The organism is Streptomyces sp. NPDC051987 (assembly GCF_040680735.1).
In the GTDB taxonomy this organism is placed as follows: Bacteria; Actinomycetota; Actinomycetes; order Streptomycetales; family Streptomycetaceae; genus Streptomyces.
In genome coordinates this window covers 65934-87819 of the sequence record NZ_JBFAXI010000030.1, presented here as the reverse complement: position 1 = coordinate 87819, position 21886 = coordinate 65934, and the positions used below count along the sequence as shown (strand labels likewise).

Annotated in this window: 23 protein-coding genes; 14 read left to right on the top strand and 9 right to left on the bottom strand. The window is 73.0% G+C overall.

The genetic code is table 11. The annotated features are described in order from the left end of the window. Window positions 1-5: 5 nt before the first annotated feature. Complete coding sequence (purU, locus tag AB0M11_RS18635; RefSeq protein ID WP_365706678.1) at window positions 6-878, bottom strand: formyltetrahydrofolate deformylase; 873 nt, start codon at window positions 876-878, stop codon at window positions 6-8. Between the two features lie 142 nt (window positions 879-1020). Further along, complete coding sequence (locus tag AB0M11_RS18630; RefSeq protein WP_365706676.1) at window positions 1021-2070, bottom strand: acyl-CoA dehydrogenase family protein; 1050 nt, start codon at window positions 2068-2070, stop codon at window positions 1021-1023. Between the two features lie 99 nt (window positions 2071-2169). Here AB0M11_RS18630 and AB0M11_RS18625 point away from each other — a divergent pair, with 99 nt between their 5' ends. The 7 genes from AB0M11_RS18625 to AB0M11_RS18595 all read left to right on the top strand — a co-directional run bounded on the left by AB0M11_RS18625 (window position 2170) and on the right by AB0M11_RS18595 (window position 8028). Beyond that, window positions 2170-2520 carry a YciI family protein gene (locus AB0M11_RS18625; protein ID WP_365706696.1) on the top strand — a complete coding sequence of 117 codons (351 nt, stop codon included), beginning with the start codon at window positions 2170-2172 and terminating at the stop codon, window positions 2518-2520. Beyond that, window positions 2520-3713, top strand: coding sequence for an RNA polymerase sigma factor (locus AB0M11_RS18620; protein WP_365706674.1), 1194 nt, complete (start codon window positions 2520-2522; stop codon window positions 3711-3713). Before AB0M11_RS18625 ends, AB0M11_RS18620 begins: the two co-directional genes overlap by 1 nt. 239 nt (window positions 3714-3952) lie before the next feature. Beyond that, complete coding sequence (locus AB0M11_RS18615) at window positions 3953-4858, top strand: oxidoreductase (RefSeq protein ID WP_365706672.1); 906 nt, start codon at window positions 3953-3955, stop codon at window positions 4856-4858. 156 nt (window positions 4859-5014) lie between these two features. Next, window positions 5015-5398, top strand: coding sequence for a BlaI/MecI/CopY family transcriptional regulator (locus AB0M11_RS18610; protein ID WP_365706670.1), 384 nt, complete (start codon window positions 5015-5017; stop codon window positions 5396-5398). Continuing rightward, window positions 5395-6321, top strand: coding sequence for a M48 family metalloprotease (locus AB0M11_RS18605; protein ID WP_365706668.1), 927 nt, complete (start codon window positions 5395-5397; stop codon window positions 6319-6321). The genes AB0M11_RS18610 and AB0M11_RS18605 overlap by 4 nt, the downstream gene beginning before the upstream one ends. A gap of 206 nt (window positions 6322-6527) precedes the next feature. Beyond that, the gene (locus AB0M11_RS18600; protein ID WP_365706666.1) at window positions 6528-6920 is read left to right on the top strand and encodes a VOC family protein; all 393 of its coding nucleotides are present in this window, start codon (window positions 6528-6530) and stop codon (window positions 6918-6920) included. A 37-nt stretch (window positions 6921-6957) separates the two neighbouring features. Further along, the gene (locus AB0M11_RS18595) at window positions 6958-8028 is read left to right on the top strand and encodes an adenosine deaminase (RefSeq protein ID WP_365706664.1); all 1071 of its coding nucleotides are present in this window, start codon (window positions 6958-6960) and stop codon (window positions 8026-8028) included. Here AB0M11_RS18595 and AB0M11_RS18590 read toward each other — a convergent pair. Together AB0M11_RS18590 and AB0M11_RS18585 are read right to left on the bottom strand one after the other, a co-directional pair. Next, window positions 8010-8525 (bottom strand): DinB family protein, encoded by a 516-nt coding sequence (locus tag AB0M11_RS18590; protein WP_365706662.1) that lies wholly within the window; start codon window positions 8523-8525, stop codon window positions 8010-8012. The genes AB0M11_RS18595 and AB0M11_RS18590 overlap by 19 nt on opposite strands. 106 nt (window positions 8526-8631) lie before the next feature. Next, window positions 8632-9546 carry a LysR substrate-binding domain-containing protein gene (locus AB0M11_RS18585; protein WP_365706660.1) on the bottom strand — a complete coding sequence of 305 codons (915 nt, stop codon included), beginning with the start codon at window positions 9544-9546 and terminating at the stop codon, window positions 8632-8634. 111 nt (window positions 9547-9657) lie between these two features. On the opposite strand from AB0M11_RS18585, the gene mgrA reads away from it, so the two are divergent. Further along, window positions 9658-10650 carry an L-glyceraldehyde 3-phosphate reductase gene (gene mgrA, locus AB0M11_RS18580; RefSeq protein WP_365706657.1) on the top strand — a complete coding sequence of 331 codons (993 nt, stop codon included), beginning with the start codon at window positions 9658-9660 and terminating at the stop codon, window positions 10648-10650. Window positions 10651-10860: 210 nt separating this feature from the next. Here the strand turns inward: mgrA and AB0M11_RS18575 are convergent, their stop codons facing one another. Continuing rightward, window positions 10861-11244, bottom strand: a complete 384-nt coding sequence (locus tag AB0M11_RS18575) for a nuclear transport factor 2 family protein (RefSeq protein WP_365706654.1) — start codon at window positions 11242-11244, stop codon at window positions 10861-10863. A 310-nt stretch (window positions 11245-11554) separates the two neighbouring features. Between AB0M11_RS18575 and AB0M11_RS18570 the strand changes: the two genes are divergently transcribed. The 3 genes from AB0M11_RS18570 (at window position 11555) to AB0M11_RS18560 (ending at window position 14930) form a co-directional block, all read left to right on the top strand. After that, window positions 11555-11965, top strand: coding sequence for a hypothetical protein (locus AB0M11_RS18570; RefSeq protein WP_365706651.1), 411 nt, complete (start codon window positions 11555-11557; stop codon window positions 11963-11965). 69 nt (window positions 11966-12034) lie between these two features. After that, window positions 12035-14374 carry an FHA domain-containing protein gene (locus tag AB0M11_RS18565; protein ID WP_365706649.1) on the top strand — a complete coding sequence of 780 codons (2340 nt, stop codon included), beginning with the start codon at window positions 12035-12037 and terminating at the stop codon, window positions 14372-14374. A 7-nt stretch (window positions 14375-14381) separates the two neighbouring features. After that, the gene (locus tag AB0M11_RS18560) at window positions 14382-14930 is read left to right on the top strand and encodes a hypothetical protein (RefSeq protein WP_365706647.1); all 549 of its coding nucleotides are present in this window, start codon (window positions 14382-14384) and stop codon (window positions 14928-14930) included. Between the two features lie 45 nt (window positions 14931-14975). Here the strand turns inward: AB0M11_RS18560 and AB0M11_RS18555 are convergent, their stop codons facing one another. Beyond that, window positions 14976-16265 (bottom strand): streptophobe family protein, encoded by a 1290-nt coding sequence (locus tag AB0M11_RS18555; protein ID WP_365706645.1) that lies wholly within the window; start codon window positions 16263-16265, stop codon window positions 14976-14978. Between the two features lie 155 nt (window positions 16266-16420). Here AB0M11_RS18555 and AB0M11_RS18550 point away from each other — a divergent pair, with 155 nt between their 5' ends. Both AB0M11_RS18550 and AB0M11_RS18545 read left to right on the top strand, forming a co-directional pair. After that, window positions 16421-17752 carry a DUF6777 domain-containing protein gene (locus tag AB0M11_RS18550; protein ID WP_365706643.1) on the top strand — a complete coding sequence of 444 codons (1332 nt, stop codon included), beginning with the start codon at window positions 16421-16423 and terminating at the stop codon, window positions 17750-17752. 118 nt (window positions 17753-17870) lie between these two features. Then, complete coding sequence (locus AB0M11_RS18545; RefSeq protein WP_365706641.1) at window positions 17871-18323, top strand: ATP-binding protein; 453 nt, start codon at window positions 17871-17873, stop codon at window positions 18321-18323. A gap of 106 nt (window positions 18324-18429) precedes the next feature. On the opposite strand, the gene AB0M11_RS18540 is transcribed toward AB0M11_RS18545, so the two are convergent. Together AB0M11_RS18540 and AB0M11_RS18535 are read right to left on the bottom strand one after the other, a co-directional pair. Further along, entirely contained in the window at window positions 18430-19317 is an 888-nt protein-coding gene (locus tag AB0M11_RS18540) for an RNA polymerase sigma factor SigF (protein WP_365706694.1), read from the bottom strand. 205 nt (window positions 19318-19522) lie between these two features. Further along, entirely contained in the window at window positions 19523-20335 is an 813-nt protein-coding gene (locus AB0M11_RS18535) for a class I SAM-dependent methyltransferase (protein ID WP_365706638.1), read from the bottom strand. A 120-nt stretch (window positions 20336-20455) separates the two neighbouring features. Between AB0M11_RS18535 and AB0M11_RS18530 the strand changes: the two genes are divergently transcribed. After that, complete coding sequence (locus tag AB0M11_RS18530; protein WP_365706635.1) at window positions 20456-20938, top strand: VOC family protein; 483 nt, start codon at window positions 20456-20458, stop codon at window positions 20936-20938. A 63-nt stretch (window positions 20939-21001) separates the two neighbouring features. On the opposite strand, the gene AB0M11_RS18525 is transcribed toward AB0M11_RS18530, so the two are convergent. Further along, window positions 21002-21886, bottom strand: a complete 885-nt coding sequence (locus tag AB0M11_RS18525; protein WP_365706632.1) for a geranyl diphosphate 2-C-methyltransferase — start codon at window positions 21884-21886, stop codon at window positions 21002-21004.

The window sequence follows — 21886 nt, the reverse complement described above, 5'->3', positions numbered from 1 at the left end:
CGGGGTCAGCGGAAGACGACCGTGCAGCGGCCGTTGACCAGCACCCGGCTCTCGCTGTGCCACCGCACGGCGCGGGCGAGCACCTGGGCCTCCACGTCACGGCCCAGCGCGACCAGCTCGTCCGGCGCGTGCGCGTGGCTCACCCGGACGACGTCCTGCTCGATGATCGGGCCCTCGTCCAGGTCGGGCGTCACGTAGTGGGCGGTGGCGCCGACGAGCTTGACGCCGCGCCGGTGCGCCTGGACATAGGGCCGGGCCCCCTTGAAGCTCGGCAGGAAGGAGTGGTGGATGTTGATGGCCCGGCCGTCGAGGCGCTTGCACAGGTCGTCGGAGAGGATCTGCATGTAGCGGGCGAGCACCACGAGGTCGACGTCCAGTTCGCCGACGAGACGCAGCAGCCGCGCCTCCGCCTCCGCCTTGGTGTCCGGTGTCACCGGGATGTGGTGGAAGGGAATGCCGTAGGTGCGGGCCAGCGGCTCGAAGTCGCGGTGGTTGGAGACGATCGCCGGGATCTCGATGTTGAGCGCGCCCGTGGACCTGCGGAAGAGCAGGTCGTTCAGGCAGTGGCCGAACTTCGACACCATGATCAGGGTCCGGGTCGGGGTCGACGCGTCGGTCAGCCGCCAGGTGATCCGGTGCTCCTCGGCCACCGGGGCGAAACCGGTGCGCAGCTGTGCCGGCGAGACGGCGCCGTCCGGCACCTCGAAGTGCACGCGCATGAAGAAGCGGGCCTGCAGCCGGTCGTCGAACTGCTGGCTCTCCAGGATGTTTCCGCCGTGGCCGACCAGGAAGCCGGTGACGGCGTGGACCAGACCGGCCCGGTCGGGACAGGAAAGGGTGAGGACGAACTCGCGGCCGGGCTGCGGTCGAGGAGACATGACACCCTCCAGCTTGCGTATTACGCAACGACATGAGTGATACGCAACATGGTCCGGCCGAGAGAGTCGCCGGGTCAAGGGTTTCTGTTCTATTCGACGCACCGCTCACTGCGATACGCAACGCGATCCCCGGCCGCTCCTGTCACCCGGAGGAGCGGTGCCACTGTGCGAGGCGCTCCAGATGCGCCGTGCGTGATTCGCTCGTCTGGCCCTGGACCAGCAGGAACAGGCCCTCCCTGGCGAGGCGTTGGGCGCGGTGGTCCAGCGACATCGCCCGGCCACCGCCCGCCACCACGGCCGCCGTCGTGGCCGTACGCAGCAGCGTGAACGCCTCCGCCCGCAACGCCAGCCGCTCCTCCGCGTACTCGCCGGGGGCGGGGTGGTCGGCGAGCTCGTAGGCCTGGCGGCGGACCTCGCCGAGACGCGCCCGCAGGGGAGCCGCGTACTCCTCCTCAACCAGCCTCAGCGCCGCCGCCGCGATCCCGAAGACCGCAGGGCCGGCGTTGCGCGGCTTGGGCCGGTCCGCCGCCGCCCACCGGGCGTACGGCGTCCGGAGCGCGACCGCCTCCTCAGGGACCCACAGGTCGTCCAGGTCCAGGGAGACCGTCCGGGACGCGGAGAGCGCCGCCAGGCGCATCGGCTCCGACGGCCGCAGGCCCGGCTGCTCCCGGGCCTCGACGAAGGCGAACAGGGCCTCGTCGTCCTCGGTCACCCCGGCCAGCAGCAGCACGTCGTTCAGCCCCCAGCCGGTGTACCAGGGCACGGTGCCGAAGAAGCGCCAGCCGTCGGCCGCCCGCCGTACCCGCACGGGGATCCGCGGATAGGACCGCAGATGCGCGTACGCCACCCCCGACAGCAGCTCCCCGCGCGCCAGCGGGCCCAGCAGGCGTTCCCGCACCGGCAGGTCGGTCCCCGCCAGGGTCAGCACCGGCGTCTGGTGCTGCGTCTGCACGAACCAGGTCGAGCAGCACGCTCCCGCGAGGATCTCCGCCGTCTCCCGCACCACGGCGGCCGGCGCCGCCGAGCCGCCGTACGACACCGGCGCGCTCACCCCGAGCAGACCCGAGCGCTTGACCGCCTCGATGTGGCTCGCCGGGACGCCCTCCTGGTCGACGCGCTCGGCGGCGGGGGAGAGGAGGCCGTCGGCGAGTTCCCGGGCGCGGGCGACGAGCGGATGTGCGGCGATGGTCATGGAGAAGATTCTTTCGGCTTCCCCCCGTCCGGTGTCGATCCGGGGGCCTGCCGTTCGTGTAGAAGGCGAGAACACCCCATGACGACCGAGGAGAACATCATGAAGCACTACCTGCTCAGCGTGGTCCAGCCGGCCGGGGCCACCCCGCCCCCGCCCGACGCACTCGCCGCGATCATGCGCGACGTCGAGGTGTTCAACGACGAGCTGCGCGCCGCAGGCGCCTGGGTCTTCGCGGGCGGCCTGCACGGTCCGGAGACGGCCACGACGCTGCGGCCCGAGGGCGGCGACGTACTGATCACCGACGGGCCGTACGCCGAGGGCAAGGAGTACCTGGGCGGAATCTGCCTGATCCGCGCCGAGGACCTGGACGCGGCCCTGGAGTGGGGCCGCAAGGCCGCACTCGCCACCACCCTCCCCATCGAGGTACGGCCCTTCGTGGACCAGCACTGATGGCGGACGCCGCCGATGTCGAGGCCGTCTTCCGCGCCGAGTACGGACGCGCGGTCTCGGTGCTCGTCCGCTTCCTCGGCGACATCGACCTCGCCGAGGAAGCGGTCCAGGACGCCTTCGCCACGGCGCTCGCCAGGTGGCCCGGCGCCGGGGTGCCGCCGAGCCCGGCCGGCTGGATCATCACCACCGCGCGCAACCGGGCGCTCGACCGGCTGCGCCGCGAGTCCTCCCGGGACGCCCGGCACGCCGAGGCCGCCCGGCTGCACGCCCCGGACCCACCGGCTCAGGAGGGCCCCGTGCGCGACGAACGGCTCCGGCTGATCTTCACCTGCTGTCACCCCGCGCTCGCCCTCCCGTCCCGGGTCGCCCTGACCCTGCGCCTGCTCGCCGGCCTCAGCACGGCCCGGATCGCCCGCGCCTTCCTGGTCCCCGAGCCCACCCTGGCCCAGCGCCTGGTGCGGGCCAAGGCGAAGATCCGCGACGCGGGGATCCCCTACCGGGTGCCGAAGGACGCCGACCTCGCCGACCGGCTGAACGGCGTGCTGGCCGTCGTCTACCTCGTCTTCAACGAGGGATACGGCGGCGATCCGGCGCTGTGCGCCGAAGCCGTACGCCTGGGACGGCTGCTGTACGAACTGATGCCCGACGAGTCCGAGGTCGCCGGGCTGCTCGCGCTGATGCTGCTCATCGAGGCCAGGAGGCCCGCCCGCGAGTCGGCCGAGGGCGAGTGGGCGCCGCTGCCCGAGCAGGACCGCGGGCGGTGGGACCGGGAACTCATCGCCGAGGGGCAGGACCTCGTCCGCAGATGCCTGCGCCGCAACCGGCCGGGCCCCTACCAGATCCAGGCCGCGATCAACGCCGTGCACAGCGACGCGCCCACCGCCGATGCCACCGACTGGGGGCAGATCCTGGCGCTGTACGACCAGCTCACGGCCGTCGCCGCGAGCCCGGTCGTCGCGCTGAACCGGGCGGTCGCGGTCGCCGAGGTCCAGGGCCCGGCCGCGGCGCTGAAGCTGGTCGACGCGCTCGATCTGCCCGAGTACCACGTGCTGCACGCCGTCCGCGCCGACCTGCTGCGCCGCCTCGGCCGGCATGCCGAGGCGGGGACGGAGTACGACGCCGCCATCGCGCTCACCGAGAGCCTGCCCGAACGGGCACACCTCGCACGGCGGCGGGCCGAACTCGCCGGCTGACCAGGTGTGAGCCATGTCGAACAGCGTGGCTCCGGGAGGCCGGGACCTGCTGTCGCGTGGCGCCCCGGCCGGCTCGGCTCCGCCGGCTCCGCGCCGGGCTCACGGAGCGCGGCGCGGTCATCACCGCCGCCCGCCGCGCGGACCTGGTCGCTCGTGCTCCACGTCATCAGCGGGTCCGAGGACACCCGGGACCGGATCACGCGGTCCTTTCCGCCACCACCGTGTGCCAGACTCCGTCGATGACCTCCCAAACGATCACTGCGGACGACTCCGGCACCTGGAAACTCGGCGACCTGCCCGTCCACCGCCTCGGCTTCGGCGCGATGCGGCTGACGGGCAGCGCCGCCTTCCACCTCGGCACCCCGAGCGACCGCGCCCGCTCGATCGCCGTCCTGCGCAGGGCCGTGGAGCTCGGCGTGAACCACATCGACACGGCGGCCTTCTACTTCTCCGCCCTGCGCTCCGCCAACGAACTCATCAACACCGCGTTGGCGCCGTACCCCGACGACCTCGTCATCGTCACCAAGGTGGGCCCCTGCCGCGACTACTCCGGGGAGTGGGCCACCTCCGCCCGGCCCGACCAACTGCGCGGGCACGTCGAGGAGAACCTGCGCCAGCTCGGCCGCGACCACCTCGACGTCGTCAACCTCCGCCGGATGCGCCAGGACTCGATCGCCGAGCACTTCGGTGCCCTCGCCGAACTGCGCGAGGCCGGGCTGATCCGGCACCTCGGTGTCTCCGACGTCGAGGTGCGCCATCTCGACGAGGCCTTGGCCATCGCCCCCGTCGTGTGCGTGCAGAACCGCTGGGCACTCGACGCCGCCGACCCGGCCACCGACGAACTGGTCCGCGTCTGCGGCGAACGCGGCATCGCCTTCGTACCGTTCTTCGCCGTCGCCGGCGACGCCGGGGCACACGGCGCCACCCGGAACCACGACGACGCCGTTCTCGACGTGGCCCGCGCCCACGACGCCACCCCGGCCCAGATCCGCCTCGCCTGGACCCTGCACCAGGGCCCGCACGTCCTCGCGATCCCGGGCACCGGCAATCCCGACCACCTGGCCGAGAACGTGGCGGCCGGCGCCGTCCGACTCTCCGCGGACGAGCTGACCCGGCTCGACGCCCTCCACCACGCAACCGGCTGAGGACCCGGCTCGGACCTCGGCATCGCGGGAGGATTCCCCGGCCGGCCGCAGCGGCCTCTCGCATAATGGGCGTACGACCGGCGGCCGCCGACGGCCTGACTACTCTGGTGTAGACGGTCCGCGGACCGAGGACGAAGAAGGGGTGAGGAACCTCCCATGGCCGACGGGAAGGACGAGCGCCGGCCCGCCGGCGAACTGGAGGCGAGCGTCATGGCCGCTCTCTGGACCGCCGGTGCGCCCCAGACCCCCGGACAGGTGCAGCGAAGCCTCGGCACCGACCTGGCCCGCACCACGGTGACCACGATCCTCACCCGCCTCCACGACAAGGGTGTGGTCGAACGCCACCGCCAGGGGCGCGGGTACGCCTACGTCCCGGTCCAGGACGCCCAGGGCCTGACCGCGAAGCGGATGCACACCGAACTCGACCGGGACAGCGACCGGGAGACCGTGCTCGCGCGGTTCGTCGCCCAGCTCAGCCCTGACGACGAGCGCGTGCTGCGGACCCTGCTGGAGTCCGGCGAGCAACCGAGTGCCTCATGACCGCGCTGCTGATCCTGCCGCTGCTGGTGCCGTTCGCCCTGCCTGCCCTCGCCCGGCGGGCCCTGGACCGGCTGGCGCCCGTCGCTGCGCTCTGGGCGGTCACCGCCTCGGCCGTGGCCCTCGCGGGCTGCTCCCTGGCCGCGCTCGGCGCGTTCTTCCTCTCCGGCCTGCTCACCCTGCCGTTCTTCGCCGCGCTCGGGGAGCTGGTCCGGCCCCTGCACACCGCCTCCGAAGGCTTCGTGCTGCCGCTCGCGGCCCTTTCGGTCGGCGGTCTCGCGGTGTGCGCCTGGACCATCGTGCGGTCGGTGCTCCGGCAGGCGCGCGCCTTCCGCGCCGCCCGTACCGAGGCGGGGCGGGGGCCCGCGGCGGGCGACCTGTGCGTCGTCGACTCACCGTGCCCCGACGCGTACGCGCTGCCCGGACGCCCGCACCGGATCGTCGTCACCACCGGGATGCTGCGCAGCCTGGACGGGGCCGAGCGGGAGGCGCTGTTCGCCCATGAACGGGCGCACAACAGGGGCGGCCATCACTTCTTCCTCGCCGCGGCCGAGCTCGCGGCGCACTGCCACCCGGCGTTGCGGCGGGTCCGGGACGTCGTCCGGCTGGCCGTGGAGCGGGCCGCCGACGAGGCCGCGGCGAGCGCGGTGGGGGACCGGCGGCTGACGGCCCGTGCCATCGCCCGGGCGGCGCTGGCGGGGCAGGGCGGGGGTGTCCAGCGGCCGGTCTTCGTGCCGGGTGCGGCGTCCGGGCCGGTGCCGCAGCGGGTCGAGGCGCTCCTGGCACCGCGTGGGCGGCGGCGGGCGGGCACGTGGGCGGCGGTGCTGCTGGTGGCCTGCGCCGGGTTGTCGTGCGTCGCCTCCGCGACCGGGATGGTCGACTTCCACCATCGGGTGGAGGTCGCGCAGGGGGAAGCGGAGCGGTAGAGAACCTGCCGTCGGGTGCGGGGTGCGGGGTGCGGGTGCCGGTGCGCGTGCGTAGTCGTTGTCGCTGGTCCGCGCACGTTCCCGCGCCGCCGTCGGGTCGCTCCGGTGGGCGCACCGCGGACAGGTCGCCCGGGGGAGACGGCAGCTGGCGTCCTCGGCGTTTTACGTATAACCTCTCCCGCTAACCGCACCACCGAAAGGCCCCCATGCGACGCGTCGCCCTGGTCACCCTTGTCGTCGGCGACTACGACGAGGCGATCCGCTTCTACACCGAGGCCCTCGGGTTCCGGCTGGTCGAGGACGAGCCGCGGCCCGACGGGTCCCGCTGGGTCGTCGTGGAGCCGGGCGCGGAGGGCCACGGCACCGGGCTGCTGCTCGCCCGCGCCAAGGACGAGGGCCAGCGCGCCCGGGTCGGCGACCAGACGGGCGGCCGCGTCGGATTCTTCCTGTACACCGACGACTTCGCCCGTGACCACGCCCGGATGACGGCCGCCGGCGTGACCTTCCTGGAGCAGCCGCGCCACGAGCCGTACGGCAGCGTCGCGGTCTTCCAGGACCTCTACGGAAACCGCTGGGACCTGCTCCAGCCCGCCGCCTGACCGACCACCCGAACCACCTGCCGAGGACAGCTCCACCATGACCGCTACGCGCGTAGACGCAGACGTGATCCGCCGCCTCCCCAAGGCCGTCCTGCACGACCACCTCGACGGCGGCCTGCGCCCCGCCACCCTCGTCGAACTCGCGGCCGAGGTGGGTCACACCCTGCCCACCACCGACCCGGACGAGCTGGCCGCCTGGTACGTCGAGGCCGCCGACTCGGGCGACCTGGTCCGCTACATAGCCACCTTCGAGCACACTCTCGCGGTGATGCAGACCAGGGAGGGGCTGCGCCGCGTCGCCGAGGAGTACGTCCTCGACCTCGCCGCCGACGGCGTGGTGTACGGCGAGGTGCGCTACGCGCCCGAGCTGAACGTCAGGGGTGGGCTCACCCTCAACGAGGTCGTGGAGAGCGTGCAGGAGGGGCTGGCCGCCGGCATGGCGAAGGCCGCCGCCGCCGGCACGCCGGTCCGCGTCGGCACGCTGCTGTGCGGGATGCGGATGTTCGACCGGGTCCGGGAGGCGGCCGAGCTGGCCGTCGCCTACCGGGACGCCGGGGTCGTCGGCTTCGACATCGCCGGAGCCGAGGACGGCTTCCCGGCCGCCGACCACCTCGACGCCTTCGAGCTGCTGCGCGGCGAGAGCGTGCCGTTCACGATCCACGCGGGCGAGGCGTTCGGCCTGCCCAGCATCCACCAGGCGATCCAGACCTGCGGCGCCCAGCGCATCGGGCACGGCGTCCGGATCACCGAGGACATCGTCGACGGCAAGCTCGGCCGCCTCGCGAGCTGGGTGCGCGACCGCCGGATCGCCCTGGAGATGTGCCCCACCTCCAACCTCCAGACCGGCTGCGCCGCCTCGATCGCCGAGCACCCGGTCACCGCCCTGAAGGAACTGGGCTTCCGGGTCACCCTCAACACCGACAACCGGCTGGTGTCGGGGACGACGATGACCCGGGAGATGTCCCTTCTCGTGGCGGAGGCCGGCTGGACCGTCGAGGACCTGCGCACGGTCACGGTGAACGCCCTGAAGAGCGCGTTCATCCCGTTCGACGAGCGCAGGGCCCTCATCGAGGACGTCGTGCTGCCCGCCTACGCCTCCGCGCTCTGAAACAGCCCCCGCAGATAGGCGGCCTGTCCGACGTGCTGGAGGTCGTCGGACAGGACGCTCACCAGCCGTACGCCCAGCGTGACCGGCGGGTCGAAGCGGGTGTCCACGATCCGTTCCAGGTCCTGTGCGGGAAGCTCGCGCAGGACCCCGAGGGTCTGTTCGTGGACCGCGTCGTAGTAGCCGGTGAGCAGGTCGGCGGAGTCCACCGTGACCTTGGCGACGTCGGCGGGGGTGTGGCCGTACCCGTGGTCACGGGGTGGCAGGTCGAGGCCGAAACGCTTCTCCCAGCCCTGGGTCAGCCACACCTGGTCGAGGTCGAAGGCGTCGGCGACGTGGTCGTCCTGGATCCGGGTGAGGTGCCACACCAGCCAGGTGATGGTGTTCGCGTCGGGTGCCGGGAGCCTGTTGAGCAGGTCGGGGTCGAGGCCGTCCAGAGCGGCGTGGACTTCTTCCTGGATGCGGCCGAAGCCGTCGATGAGGATGTCCCTTGCATGCATACGACCACGATCGCTCATCGAAGGTCGTCATGCGTCCGGAATCCCGCACTCCCCGTCGGGCCGTCATCATGGCCGTTCACGGGTCCGTGCCGACGGCCGGCCGGGGTCAGGCCGGGCAGGGCCCGTCCGGGGGTGCCGCCAGGCCCCCTGTCTCAAGGAGGGTGACCAGTGCCCGTGCCGCCGGGCTGGTGGCCGTCTCGGGCGGCAGCAGGGCGACCGTCTCGTACGCCGTCTCGTCCGTGTCCTTGAGCGCGAGCGCGGTCAGCGCGGGCCGCTTGTCGCGGAAGTGCCGGGGCACGACGGCGACGCCCAGGTTCTCGTCGACCAGGTCCAGGAGGCTGTGCACGTCGTTGACCTCCAGCGCGACCGTCCGCCGCACCCCCGCCGCGTCGAAGGCCGCGTCGGTCGTGCGGCGCGGGCCCCAGTCCGGGTGGAAGTCCACGAACACCTCGCCCCCGAGGTCCTGCGGCGTCACGGCCACGCCGGCCGTGGCCAGCCGGTGGCTGGGATGGCACAGCACGGTCATCGGCTCGCCGGTCAGGGACACCGAGCGCAGCTGGTCGGTGTCGTCCTGGGTGCGGTAGGCGAAGGCCAGGTCCAGCCGGCCCGCCGCCACCTCCTCGGCGAGCGCGCCCGAACCGGCCTGCCGCAGCCGGATCTCCACGTCCGGGTGGCGGCGCCGGAACGCGGCGAGCAGCCCGGCCACGTGCACCCCGGCGATGCACTGCTCGGTGCCCAGCGCCAGCGTCCCGCGCAGCACGCCCTGCACCGCGGCCACCGCCTCGTGCGCCGAGCGCACCTGGGCGAGGATCCGCTCCGCCTCGCCGAGCAGCGCCCGGCCCGCCTCGGTGAGCGTCACCCGGCGGGTCGTCCGCACGAACAGCGGCGCCCGCAGCTCCCGCTCCAGGGCCCGGATCGACGCCGACAGACCGGACTGGGACACCATCAGCCGCTCGGCGGCCCGGGTGAAGTGCTGGTCCTCGGCGACGGCGACGAAGTGCTGGAGGTGGCGCAGTTCCATGATTGAGAAGCCTAGCCGCACAATTCCATCGGATTCTCCTGTTGGACCACTGTGCACGGCTCGGGAAAGAGTGGTGGTGGTGGATCCTGTGCCAACCCCTCTGGAGTCGCGTTGTACACCGCACACCCCGACCGCTACGCCGACATGCCCTACCGCCGCAGCGGGCGCAGCGGCCTGAAGCTCCCCGCGCTGTCGCTAGGGCTGTGGCACAACTTCGGGCCGGACCGGCCCGTGACGACCCAGCGTGCCGTCCTGCGCCGCGCCTTCGACCTCGGGGTCACCCACTTCGACCTCGCCAACAACTACGGCCCGCCGCCCGGCGCCGCCGAGTCCGCGTTCGGCGAGGCCCTCAGGGCGGACTTCGCGGCCCACCGCGACGAGTTGGTCGTCTCCACCAAGGCCGGCTACCTGATGTGGCCCGGCCCGTACGGCGAGTGGGGTTCGCGCAAGTACCTGCTGTCCTCGCTGGACCAGTCCCTGACCCGGATGGGCCTGGACCACGTCGACATCTTCTACTCGCACCGCCCGGACCCGGAGACTCCGCTGGAGGAGACGATGGGCGCCCTGCACTCGGCGGTCCAGCAGGGCAAGGCGCTCTACGTCGGCATCTCCAACTACTCCGCGGAGCAGACCCGCGAGGCCGCCCGGATCCTCGGCGAGCTCGGCACCCCGCTCCTCATCCACCAGCCGCGCTACTCGATGCTGGACCGCCGCCCGGAGACCGAGGGCCTGCTGGACGCGCTGGACGAGCTCCAGGTCGGCTCCATCGTCTTCTCCCCGCTGGAGCAGGGCCTGCTCACCGGCCGCTACCTCGACGGCATCCCCGAGGGCTCGCGGGCCGCGAGCGACAGCCCGTTCCTGAACTCGGACGCGGTCACCGAGGACCTGGTCGGCCGGCTGCGCGACCTCGACGAGGTGGCCAAGGGCCGCGGCCAGACCCTCGCCCAGCTCGCCCTGTCCTGGGTGCTGCGCGGCGGCCGGGTGACCTCGGCGCTGATCGGCGCCAGCAGCCCGCAGCAGGTCGAGGACTGCGTCGGTGCCATCGGGAACCTCGATTTCGACGCGGAGGAGCTGGCCCGGATCGACGCGATCATCAACCGCTGACGCGTTCGGCGAGGCGGACGCGGACGGTGTCCCCCCGGCCCTTCCCGGACGAGCGCCGGCGGGAGCGCCCCAGGGGCGCGGGGAACTGCGCGGCCCGCCCCCGCCGGCCCGCGGGCGCCCCGCAGCCGACCGTCCCACCCCCTGCCGCGCCCGGCCCCCGCCTGCCGCTGTCTCTGGGGGTGAGCGCCGTGCCTCATCGGGCTCGGCGGTTCACGCCCCGGCCGGAACCCGGTCGAGGAAGCCCAGGACCCGCAGGATCCGGCCGTCCTCACTGAGCGTGACCACGTCAAATCCGGCCACCGGAGCGGAGCCGTCCGCCTCGTTCACCAGTTCCCAGCCGAAGCGGGCGGTGTCGTGGTGGCCGTCGACGACCCCGAGCGGCCGGAAGACGAAACCGGGGAACTGCTCGTGGGCCGCCGCGATCACGGCCGTGATCTGCGCGTGTCCGGTGACATCCGCGAGCGGGTCGGTGTAGCCGCCTTCCGGGGTCCACGCCTCGGCGACCGCCTTGGCGAGCGCCTCGGGCTCGGTGGCGTTCCAGGCCTCGAAGTAGCGGGCGGCGGCGGTCTGGTGACGGTCGGTGTTCGCGGACATGGTGAATCAGCCTCCAGGGGAGTCGTCATTGCTGGTCGGGGGGCGGATCGCGGCTTGCGGCGATCCGTTGGTGACCACCATGCCCCGGTCGGCGGGACGGGTCGATTACCTCTCGGGTAAGGAAGACTCGCCGGTACAGCTCGCACATTTCGGTCCGTTGGCAGCGGGAATATGCCAAGAGACTGGCCGGAAAGATGTGGTGACAGTGTTTCGAAAGTGAACATACTCAGTGTCAGGAGCACTTCACCGCACAGGAGCCGCACGGAAACCCGGCCGCGACGGCACACCGGCGAGCTACGGGGGAGTGATCGTGCACGACGAATTCCTGTGCCACGTCACGGCATACGGCATGTGCGGCGGGCAACGCATCGGCGTCCCGCTCGGCACCTACCGCGCGCCGACCCTGGCACTGGCGCTGTGGTGGTTACGGGACCGGGCCTCCTGGATCGCGGAACGGCTCGACCCCTTACCCGAGAACCCCAGCTTCCCGCAGGGGGCGCTCGTCCCCGTCGCCGGCACCGTCGTGGACGTACCCGCCCTGCTCCGCGCCTGGTGCGCCGACGTGGCCCGGCAGGAACTGGTCGCCGACGAACTGGCCGACGGGCGGCTGGTGCGGATCGCGGTCCAGGACGACACCACGGAGTACGAACTGCTCGCCGAGTCCGTCGACGCCCTCCGGATGCAGCGCACCATCCCGGCCCTCGTCGTCCCCGTGGCCTGACCTGCGACAGCCACCGCCCGGACGGCCCTGACCAGGCACACAAGCGGTCGGATCGGTAGAATCCTGCCCATGGCGGAGTGGCCGGTCGCCTCGACGGCGCCCGAACTCGTCCTGGAGACCGACACGGGATCCACGGTGATGAGTCCGGGCCGTGACTACCACGTCGGGCGGGACCCGTTGAGCGACATCGTCATCGACGATGCCCGGGTCTCGTGGCACCACGCGGTGCTGCGGCCCGTCGAGGGCCACTGGACGCTGGAGGACGAGCAGAGCACCAACGGCACCTACGCCGACGGCCGCCGCATCCGGGAGTGGGAGGTCGGACCGGGCACGGTGATCCGTTTCGGCAGCCCCGCCGACGGGCCGTCCGCCGTGCTCAGCGGCCGCCCGCCGCCCGCCGCGGACCGCCCGTCGGTCGTCGCCGCGCCCAGCCGGACCGGCACCTACCGGCAGCCCTCGTCGGTACGGCGGCTCCCGGCCCGCACGGTCCGCATCGGCCGCGCCCCCGACAACGACGTGGTCGTCGACGACCTGATCGTCTCCCGCCACCACGCCGAACTGCGCGCCCAGCCCGACGGCAGCCACGAGATCGCCGACCTCGACAGCCACAACGGCACCTACCTGAACGGCCGCCTCGTCACCCGCGCCCTGCTCGGCCCCCGGGACGTCGTCGGCATCGGCCACTCCGCGTTCTGCCTGGTCGACGGCCGGCTCCAGGAGTACGTCGACACCGGCGAGGTCTCCCTCGACGTCCAGGACCTCACCGTCGCCGTGGACCAGGGCCGCAGGATCCTGCTGGACCACGTCTCCTTCCCGGTGGGCGAGAAGTCCCTGCTCGCCGTGGTCGGACCCAGCGGCGCCGGCAAGTCCACCCTGCTGGGCGCCCTCACCGGCCAGCGCCCCGCCGAGCAGGGCACCGTCCTCTACGACGGCCGCGACCTCTACCGCGACTACGCCGAACTGCGCCAGCGCATCGGCCTCGTCCCGCAGGACGACATCCTGCACGTCCAGCTGACCGTGCGCAGCGCCCTCACCTACGCCGCCGAACTGCGCTTCCCCGAGGACACCGCGAAGACCGAGCGCCGAGAGCGGGTCGACGAGGTCATCCGGGAACTGGGCCTCGAACAACGTGCCGAACAACCCGTGCACAGCCTCTCCGGCGGACAGCGCAAGCGGGTCAGCGTCGCCCTGGAGCTGCTGACCAAGCCGTCCCTGCTCTTCCTGGACGAGCCGACCTCCGGACTCGACCCCGGGATGGACCGCTCGGTGATGAACATGCTGCGCGGCCTCGCCGACGACGGCCGTACCGTCATCGTCGTCACCCACAGCGTCCTCAGCCTCGACGTGTGCGACCGCCTCCTGGTCCTCGCGCCGGGCGGCCGGACCGCCTACTTCGGGCCGCCCGGGGAGGCCCTCGGCTTCTTCGGGTTCGACGAGTGGCCCGAGGCCTTCGAGGCGTTCGAGCGGGACACCGGCCGGGACTGGGCGGGGGAGTACCGCGCCTCGTCGTTCCACCGCAAGTACGTCGTGAACTCCAGCGCCCAGCCGGTGGTGCCGCGCTCCGGGCCGGTGGCCGTGGCCCCGCCGCCGCGGCCCCGCAGCTGGGGCGCCCAGTTCTCCACCCTGGTGCGCCGCTACACGGCCGCCCTCGCCGCCGACCGGACCTTCCTCGCCATCATGATCGGACTGCCCTTCGTCATGGGCGCGATGGTCCGGGCCGTCGCCGGCCACAAACTCACCGTCGACAGCGTGACCGACGTGCTGCTCCTGCTGTGCGTCGGGGGAGTGCTGGCCGGCTCGGCCAACGCGGTGCGCGAACTGGTCAAGGAACGCGTCATCTACCAGCGCGAGCGAGCCGTCGGCCTGTCCAGATCGGCCTACGTGATGTCGAAGGTCGTCGTCCTCGGCACCGTCACCGTGCTCCAGGCGGTGGTGCTCACCCAGGTGGGCCTGGCCGGCGTCGGCCTCGACGCGCCCGGCGGCCGGGGAGTGCTGATGCCGCCCCTGCTGGAGATCACCGTCGCCGTGGCCGTGCTCTCCTTCACCGCGATGATGCTCGGCCTGCTGATCTCCGCGCTGGTCCGCAAGGAGGAGGTGACGATGCCGCTGCTGGTACTGCTCACCGTCGTCCAGGTGGTCTTCTGCGGGACCCTGCTGAAACTGAACGGAGTCCCGGGCCTCGAACAGGTCGCCTGGCTGGTGCCCTCGCGCTGGGCGCTCGGCGCCATGGCCGGCACCGTGGACCTGCACCGGATCGTGCCGGGTGCCCTCACCGCCGACCCCTTCTTCCGGCACTCGGCGGGCGTGTGGCTGCGCAACATGGTCATGCTGGTGGTGCTGTCGGTGCTCTTCGGCTGGGTCCTGTCCCGGCTGCTGCGCCGCCACGAACCCGCGGTGATGCGGAAGTAGGCTGCCGATGACCACGACGCCGGGATTCAGGCCCACCCATGTCGTCCCCGCCGACGGCATGCCCGCCTGGGAGGCCCCCGACCCGGGCCGGCCCACCGTGCCCCTCGACGCGCTGCTGCCGGTGCGGCTGGTGGAACGGCTCGGCGACTGGGCGCACATCAGCTGCGCCAACGGCTGGTCTGCCTGGGTCGACGGCCGCTACCTCGTCGCCGTCCCCCAGGACCCGCCCGTCCCCGGCGGCCCGCCCACCGAGGCCACCGACCCGCGCCCCCTGCTCGCCCGCGCCGCCGAGGCGCTCACCGGGTACCGGGCCGCCGTCGAGGACCTGGCGGCCGGCGGCCTCGACGGCGAGTCCTTCCGCAGCCGCACGCGCGGACTGCGCATCGGCGTGGTGGTCGACGGGGAGTCGATGTGGCTGTACGACCAGACCGAGGGACGCTGGCTCTACGGCGACGGGCGGCGGCTGTCCACGTACGTCACCGACCGCGCGGAGCCGGGCGGCGACGGTCCCGGTCACGATCCGACCCGGGTGGTCCGGACCGACGGGGACCGCTGACACCCGGCGGCGCCGCTCTCCCGTGACGGAGTCTTCCGGTGGTCCTCAGGCCGCCGGCTCGCCCCGTCGGGGCACCGGGCGGGCCAGGAGCGCGCCAAGGAACCCGGCGACCAGGCCCCACAGCACGCCCAGGCCCACCGCCGGCCACAGCACGGGCTCCAGCAGCAGCTCGCCGGAGAGGTTGCCGCCCAGGTCGCCGATGCCGAGCAGGGAGAGGCCGTAGTGGGCGGAGACGCGGCAGGTCAGGCACAGCGTCAGCATCGTCAGCGCGAGGGCGACCGCCAGGTGCAGGGCGTGCTGCCGGGCGCGGATCCGGGCCGGGGAGCGGGCCGCCATCAGGAACGCGGCCGCCGCCAGCAGCACGGCCGCCACCCCGGCCAGCCACCACCAGCGGCCGTCGTGCGCGCTGATGGTGCGCAGGTTCAGCGTGGAGACGTCCGGCGTGCGCAGCACCTCGGCGAGCACCTTCGGCACCGGCAGCCCGAACGGGCCGTCCACCCTGCCCTTCCAGGTGGCGCCGAGCCCGAGCGTGAGGGCCGGCCAGGCCAGGTTCGGCAGCCCGAGCAGGATCACCGCGAGCGTCTGCCGGGCATGCCCACGGGTCACCATCGCGACCAGGGCGATCACCAGGGCCAGCGCGACGTACGCCAGCACGAGCACGACCATCGCGTACGCCGCCGGGCGCACCGATGCCTGGAAGCGCAGCAGCCGCCCCGGCAGCGGCGCCCCCCGCGACACCAGCAGCGCCAGCAGCAGCATGCCCGCCAGCCACAGCAGCCCGAACCCGGCCGTCCGCGGGACGTCCGTCGTGAAGCCGGCCCGCGGTGCCGCGTCCAGCGCGTCGGTGAGAGCACTGAGCACGCCGCTGCCGACGTCCACCGCGAAGGTGTGCCGGGCACCCGACGCCAGGCCGGTCAGCGCGAGCAGCCACAGCACCGCGATCCGGGCCGCCCACCCGGCCAGCTCCCCGGCCCCGGCCACCGCCCGGTGCCGCAGCGGCCGCAGGAAGCCCCCGCCGGCCACCAGCGCCCCGACCAGCGTCACCGACAGCGGGACGACCGTCAGCCCGGCGTTCGTCCGGGCCAGGTCGCCGGCGTTCCCCGAGAGGTCGACGGTGCCGCCGACCGCCGTCACCACGGTCGCCAGGACCACCGGCCCGAACGCGCCCTTCGGCAGATCGGCCGTGCCCGCCGCCCACAGCCCCGCGGCGGCCACCGCGAGCATGGCGATCGACGCGGCCAGCACCACGGCCAGGGCCGCCGGCCAGCCGTGCCGGGCCACGGGCCGGCCGCCCGGCGCGCGGCCCGGCCGCTCGGAGGTGATTCTGGGGCGCACGCTGTCACGCTAGGCAACACCTGGACCGGCCGCCCGCCGGATGGTCCGTCCGCGTCGGCTTGCGGACGGTACGGGACCGGCGCACATTGGCCTCAATATGCCCTGAAAGGGGCATATTGTCGCAATGCCGTTCACCGCACCGGGGAGATGAGCCCTTGAGCGTCGAACCGCCGCCGTCCGGCCGCCCCACGGGACCGCCCTCGGGCCCGCTGTCCGGGGCTTCCGGGCCCCCCGCCGGACCTCCCGCGCAGCCGCCCGGAGGCGGCGCCGGCCGGGGTGGAGAGCCGCACGGGCCGTGGTGGAAGTCGGCACCCCGGATCGCGACCCTCACCACCGCCGTGGTGGTCGCCGCGGCTCTGGCCGTGGTCCTCACCCGTTCGGGCGACAGCTCCGGGCACCGCGGCGAGGTCTTCCTCCAATCGGCCGGGAGCTCCGGCCAGGATCCGTTCACCCCGTCCACCGCGAGGAACAGCGCGGCCGCGCCGGTGTCCGCCGCCCCGGCCGCATCGGCGGCGCCCCAGAACGAGGTGCGCGGCGTCGACGGCGGCGCTCCCGGTCTCTACAGCGGCACGCGGAACAGCGCCAGCTGCGACGTCGAGCAGCAGATCAGGTACCTCCAGGCCGCGCCCGACCGCAACAGGGCGTTCGCCGCGCAGGCCGGCGTGCAGCCGTCCGGGGTCCCCGCCTATCTGCGCTCCCTTACCTCCGTACAGCTGCGCGCGGACACCCGGGTCACCGCACACGGCTACCGGGACGGCGGGGCGACCACCTACCAGTCCGTCCTCCAGGCGGGCACCGCCGTCCTGGTCGACGGGCACGGCGTGCCCCGGCTGCGCTGCGCCTGCGGCAACCCGCTGGCCCCGCCGGTCGCCCAGCCGACCACCCCGAGGACCACCGGCGCCGCCTGGCCCGCGTACCGGCCCGCGAACGTGGTCGTCGTCGCACCCTCCGCGCAGGTCATCAAGGTCTTCGTCGTCTTCGACCGCGAGCACGACGACTGGTTCGGCCGGCACCGGGGCGACCACACCGGCCACCAGGACCGCCCGGCGCGGCCCCCGGCCGACCCGAACCCGCTGAACCCGCCGTCGTCCCCGTCCGGCCCGTCGACGCCGCCCGGCCCCGGGAACGGCTCCCCGCCACCCCCGTCGAACACGCCGTCCTCGAACTCCCCGTCCGGGCACGCGCCGTCCTCGAAGCCGTCGTCGAAGCCGCCCTCGTCCGTGCCGCCGTCCTCCGTGCCACCGTCCTCCGCGCCGCCCTCGTCGGCGCCCCCGAAGACCGCGTCGCCGCAGAGCGAGTCCCCGAAGACCGGGTCCCCGCCGTCGGAGCCACCGAAGAACGGGAGCGAATCCCCTGGTACCGGGCCCTCGAAGAACGGGTCGACGGCGCCTCAGCCTCCGCAGTCGGAGGGCTCGGGGCCCGTGCCCCCGTCGTCCGGGCAACCGCCGGCCCCGCCGTCGGCCGGCCCCGGCTCGCCGGTCGTGTGACCGGCACGACCCGGGTGTGCGCGATCCGCGAAACTCCCGGGGACTGCCGGACCGCGCTCGGGGTAAGAGCGTGGGTGCAACCATGACCGGCCGGTCCGGCCTCCTGGAGAGAAAACGCATGACCGAACACCTGGGCGGGGCAGTGATACCGACTGGCTTCGACGTACCCGTGGAGCCGCTGCGGCGAGCGGCGCACTACACCGGCGAGCCCGGCTGCATCGCCGAGGCCCGGGACTTCGCGGCCCGCTTCCTGGAGCAGCTCAGGACCGAGTGGTGCGCCTCGATCGACCCGCGGGCCGACGGCGAACTGCTCCTGGTGGTGAGCGAGCTGGTCACCAACGCGGACCGGCACAGCAACGGCCCGTACATCCTCGAACTGGAGGGCACGGACAGCGCGGTGCTCGTCTCCGTGTACGACAGCAGTGTGGCGCTGCCCCGGCGCTTCCCCAAGGACCCCGAGCGGATCGGCCGGCACGGGCTGGAGATCGTCCACGCCCTGGCGGCGGAGGTGAGCGCCGAGCGGGTGCCGGTCGGCAAGCGGGTGCGCGCACTGGTGCGCTTTCCCCGGTGACTTTCCCTTTCAGTTCGGTGAGCCGTCTGAGCTCCGTGCGCCGACGGTGAGCCACCACGGGCGCCGCCCCACGCGCCGGTGCGGGGCAGCGCCCGTGGTCCCGCCGTCAGGCGCAGCCGAGCTCGCCCAGCATCCCCTGACGCAGCCGGGTGACGATCCGCTTGATCAGGCGGGAGACGTGCATCTGGGAGCAGCCGAGCCGCTCGCCGATCTCCGCCTGGGTGGCCTCCTCGACGAACCGGAGATGGATGATCTCCCGGTCCCGGTCGCTCAGCTCGGCCATGAGCGGGGCCAGCGACTGGAAGTCCTCCACGAGCCGCAGTCCCTCCTCCTCGACCCCGATGAAGTCGGCCAGCACCGCCTCGCCGTCCTCCGGGCCGTCCCCGGTGAGGGCGGCGTCCAGGGAGGAGGAGTTGTAACCGTTGGAGGCCAGCTGCCCCTCGATCACCTCGTCCTCGGAGAGGTTCATGAGCGTGGCCAGCTCGGCGACCGTCGGGTCCCGGTCCAGGCGGCTGGAGAGCTCCTCGCGCGCCTTGGCCAGCTCCACCCGCAGCTCCTGGAGCCGCCGGGGCACGTGCACCGCCCAGGTGGTGTCGCGGAAGAACCGCTTGATCTCGCCCACGATGTACGGCAGCGCGAAGGAGGTGAACTCGACCTCGCGCGACAGCTCGAACCGGTCGATGGCCTTGATCAGGCCGATCATCCCGGTCTGGACGATGTCCTCCATGTCGTCGCCCCGGTTGCGGAACCGCCCGGCCGCGAACCGGACCAGCGACATGTTCATCTCGATCAGCGTGTTCCGGGCGTACTGGTATTCGGCCGTGCCTTCCTCCAGCTCGCACAGGCGCTGGAAGAACTGGCGGGACAGCTCGCGTGCGTCGCGCGGCGCGACGGCCCTCGGGTCCTCGATTCCTGGCAGTGCCTCCTCGGGCGTCCACGCCTCGACGGGGTGAGCGGTGTTCACTGCTTCCGACCGGATCCCGGCGGTTTTCATGTCCTCTCCCAGGTCAGTCACGTTCGGCGCTGCCACCTCGGCCGGGGTCGTCCGGCCCTGAGCAGAAAGGTCGCCCTGTCCCGGGTACCCGGAACCGGACGTCTCATGCCTGCCTCGCAGCACGGGTACCCGGGGTGACGCGACGCATGCGTCCCGTCCCCGGCCGTGGCGGAAAAGAGCCGATGGCGATCCGCGGACGCGCCGCCTACGCGTCGGTGCGCACGGCCGTGATCAGCTCGTGCCAGTAGCGCTTCGTGACCACGCCGTCGTACCGGGAGTCGATCAGTGCGCGGACGCAGGCGAGCAGCCCGTGGCGGGCGGGCCGCGCGAGCGCGCGGTGGTTGGAGTAGGTGAGCAGGAGGTCGAGGTACTGCTCGGTGGTGTACGTGATCTCCTGGGCGTGACCGCCCACGGTGACGTCCGTGAAGTACGGGGAGCCGGTGAACTCCGTCGTGTCGGTCGCGAGCTCCGCCTCACGGGTCTGCCGCAGTCCCGGCGGGGTGGCCGGATCCCAGCGCTCGTAGCACTGCTGGACCTCGGCGAAGAACTCCTCGGAGCCGCCCGCCACATGGTGGGTGGCGACGACACCGAGCAGCCCGCCGGGCCGCAGCGACCGGGCCGCCTTCGGCGTCCGGACGGCCGGGTCGAGCCAGTGGAAGGCGGTCGCGCACACCACCGCGTCGAACGGCTCCGGCGGCGGCCCCCACTCCTCGAAGGCCGCGACCACCACCTCCACCGCGGGGAACGCCGCGAGCCGGCGGCGGGCCACGGCGGCCATGCGCGGGCCGATCTCCACGGCGGTGATCGCACAGCCGGACCCCGCCAGATCCACGGTGAGCTTGCCGGTGCCCGGGGCGATCTCCAGTACCCGGACTCCTGGCCCGGCCCCCGTGGCCCGGACCACTTCCTCGACCAGCGAGGCGGGGTAGCGGGGCCGGGCCCGTTCGTACCGCTCGGGGGCCTGGTCGAAGACGTCCCGCAGCTTCGGGTCGTGCACCCTGGATTCCGACGCGTCCACACCGGCAGGATGCCGACGCCCCCGGCCGCCGGGCCACCGCTTTTCCCGGGCCGACCGATGAGTTTCCCGGAGCACGCCGGTCGGTACACATGACCGCGTTCCCGCTCCCAGGAGGTGCCCATGGCCACCGACGGATTCACCACGTGTCTCTGGTTCGACGGGCAGGCCGAGGAGGCCGCCCACTACTACGTGTCGATCTTCAAGAACTCCAGCATCGGGAAGGTCGGCCGGTACAACGAGGCCGGACCCGGCCAGGCGGGCTCCGTGCTGGCCGTCGACTTCACGGCCAACGGGCAGAAGTTCGTCGCCCTCAACGGCGGCCCGCAGTTCAGGTTCACCGAGGCGATCTCCTTCCAGATCTACTGCGACGGCCAGGAGGAGGTCGACCACTACTGGGCCAAGCTCACCGAGAACGGCGGGGAGCCCGGCCCCTGCGGCTGGCTCAAGGACAGGTACGGCGTGTCCTGGCAGGTCATCCCGGACGGGCTGATCGAGCTGATCGGCGACCCCGACCCGGAGAAGGCCACGCGCACCACGCGGGCCATGTACGCCATGGGCAAGCTCGACATCGCCGCGCTGCGGAAGGCCCACGCGGGCGAGTGAGGCGGTACGCGAACGGTGGGGCGGGGTCCGCGGACCCCGCCCCACCGCCGGCCCGGCGCCGGATCAGATCCGGTCGGCCACGATCAGCAGGTACTGGAAGCTGCCGTTCTTGTACGCGGTGAGGAAGGCGTCCTCGATCCCCGTCACCAGGTGGTCGGCCTGCTTGCGCAGCTCCCAGTACGGGATCGTCGCCGCGGTGAGGTCCTCCACGTGCACCGGCACCAGCCGGTTGGCGGCCATCGCCCGGAAGTACTCCGACCTCGGGTGGATGTCGCAGATGTAGTGCGCGTTGATCAGGGACACCTCGCGGGAGGCCTGCCCGTAGGCGTTGTTGTAGCAGCCGGTGATGGTCACGTAGCGGCCGCCGCGGCGCAGCAGCCGGGTGTGCTCGGCGAAGAGCAGCTCCAGCTCGACGTACATCGTGGACTCGTTGTTCCACGAGGCCGCGTAGGCCCCCGTCTCGAAGCCGGTGTCCAGCATGTTCCGGTGGTGGTAGCGGACCTTGTCGCCGACCTCCCGCTTGCGGGCCATCTCGTTGGCGAAGTCGGCCTGCTTGGCGGAGATGGTCACTCCGTCGGCATGGCAGCCGTAGCGCAGGTTCGCCACGATGCTGCCGCCGCCGCGGCCGCAGCCCGCGTCGAAGACCCGGTCGGCCGGAGTGAGGGCGCCGAGGTGGGAGGCGAGCAGCTCGGCCTGGGCGTGCTCAAGGCGGTGCAGCTCGGCGGTGACGCGCTCCCTGCGCAGCGCCGGGTCGGTCTCGTCGAGCACCGACCAGTCGGCCTCACCGATGCCGTAGTGGTGGTGGTACAGGTCGTCGATCTTTCCGAGTTCGAGGTTGACCGGGTTCTCCTCGGCGTTCCAGTACTCCGCGACGCTGTTCTGGTACCTGGACTGGGTCGGCACCGGGGCTGACGTGGTGGTCTTCCGAGCGACAGGGGCGGTGGTCAA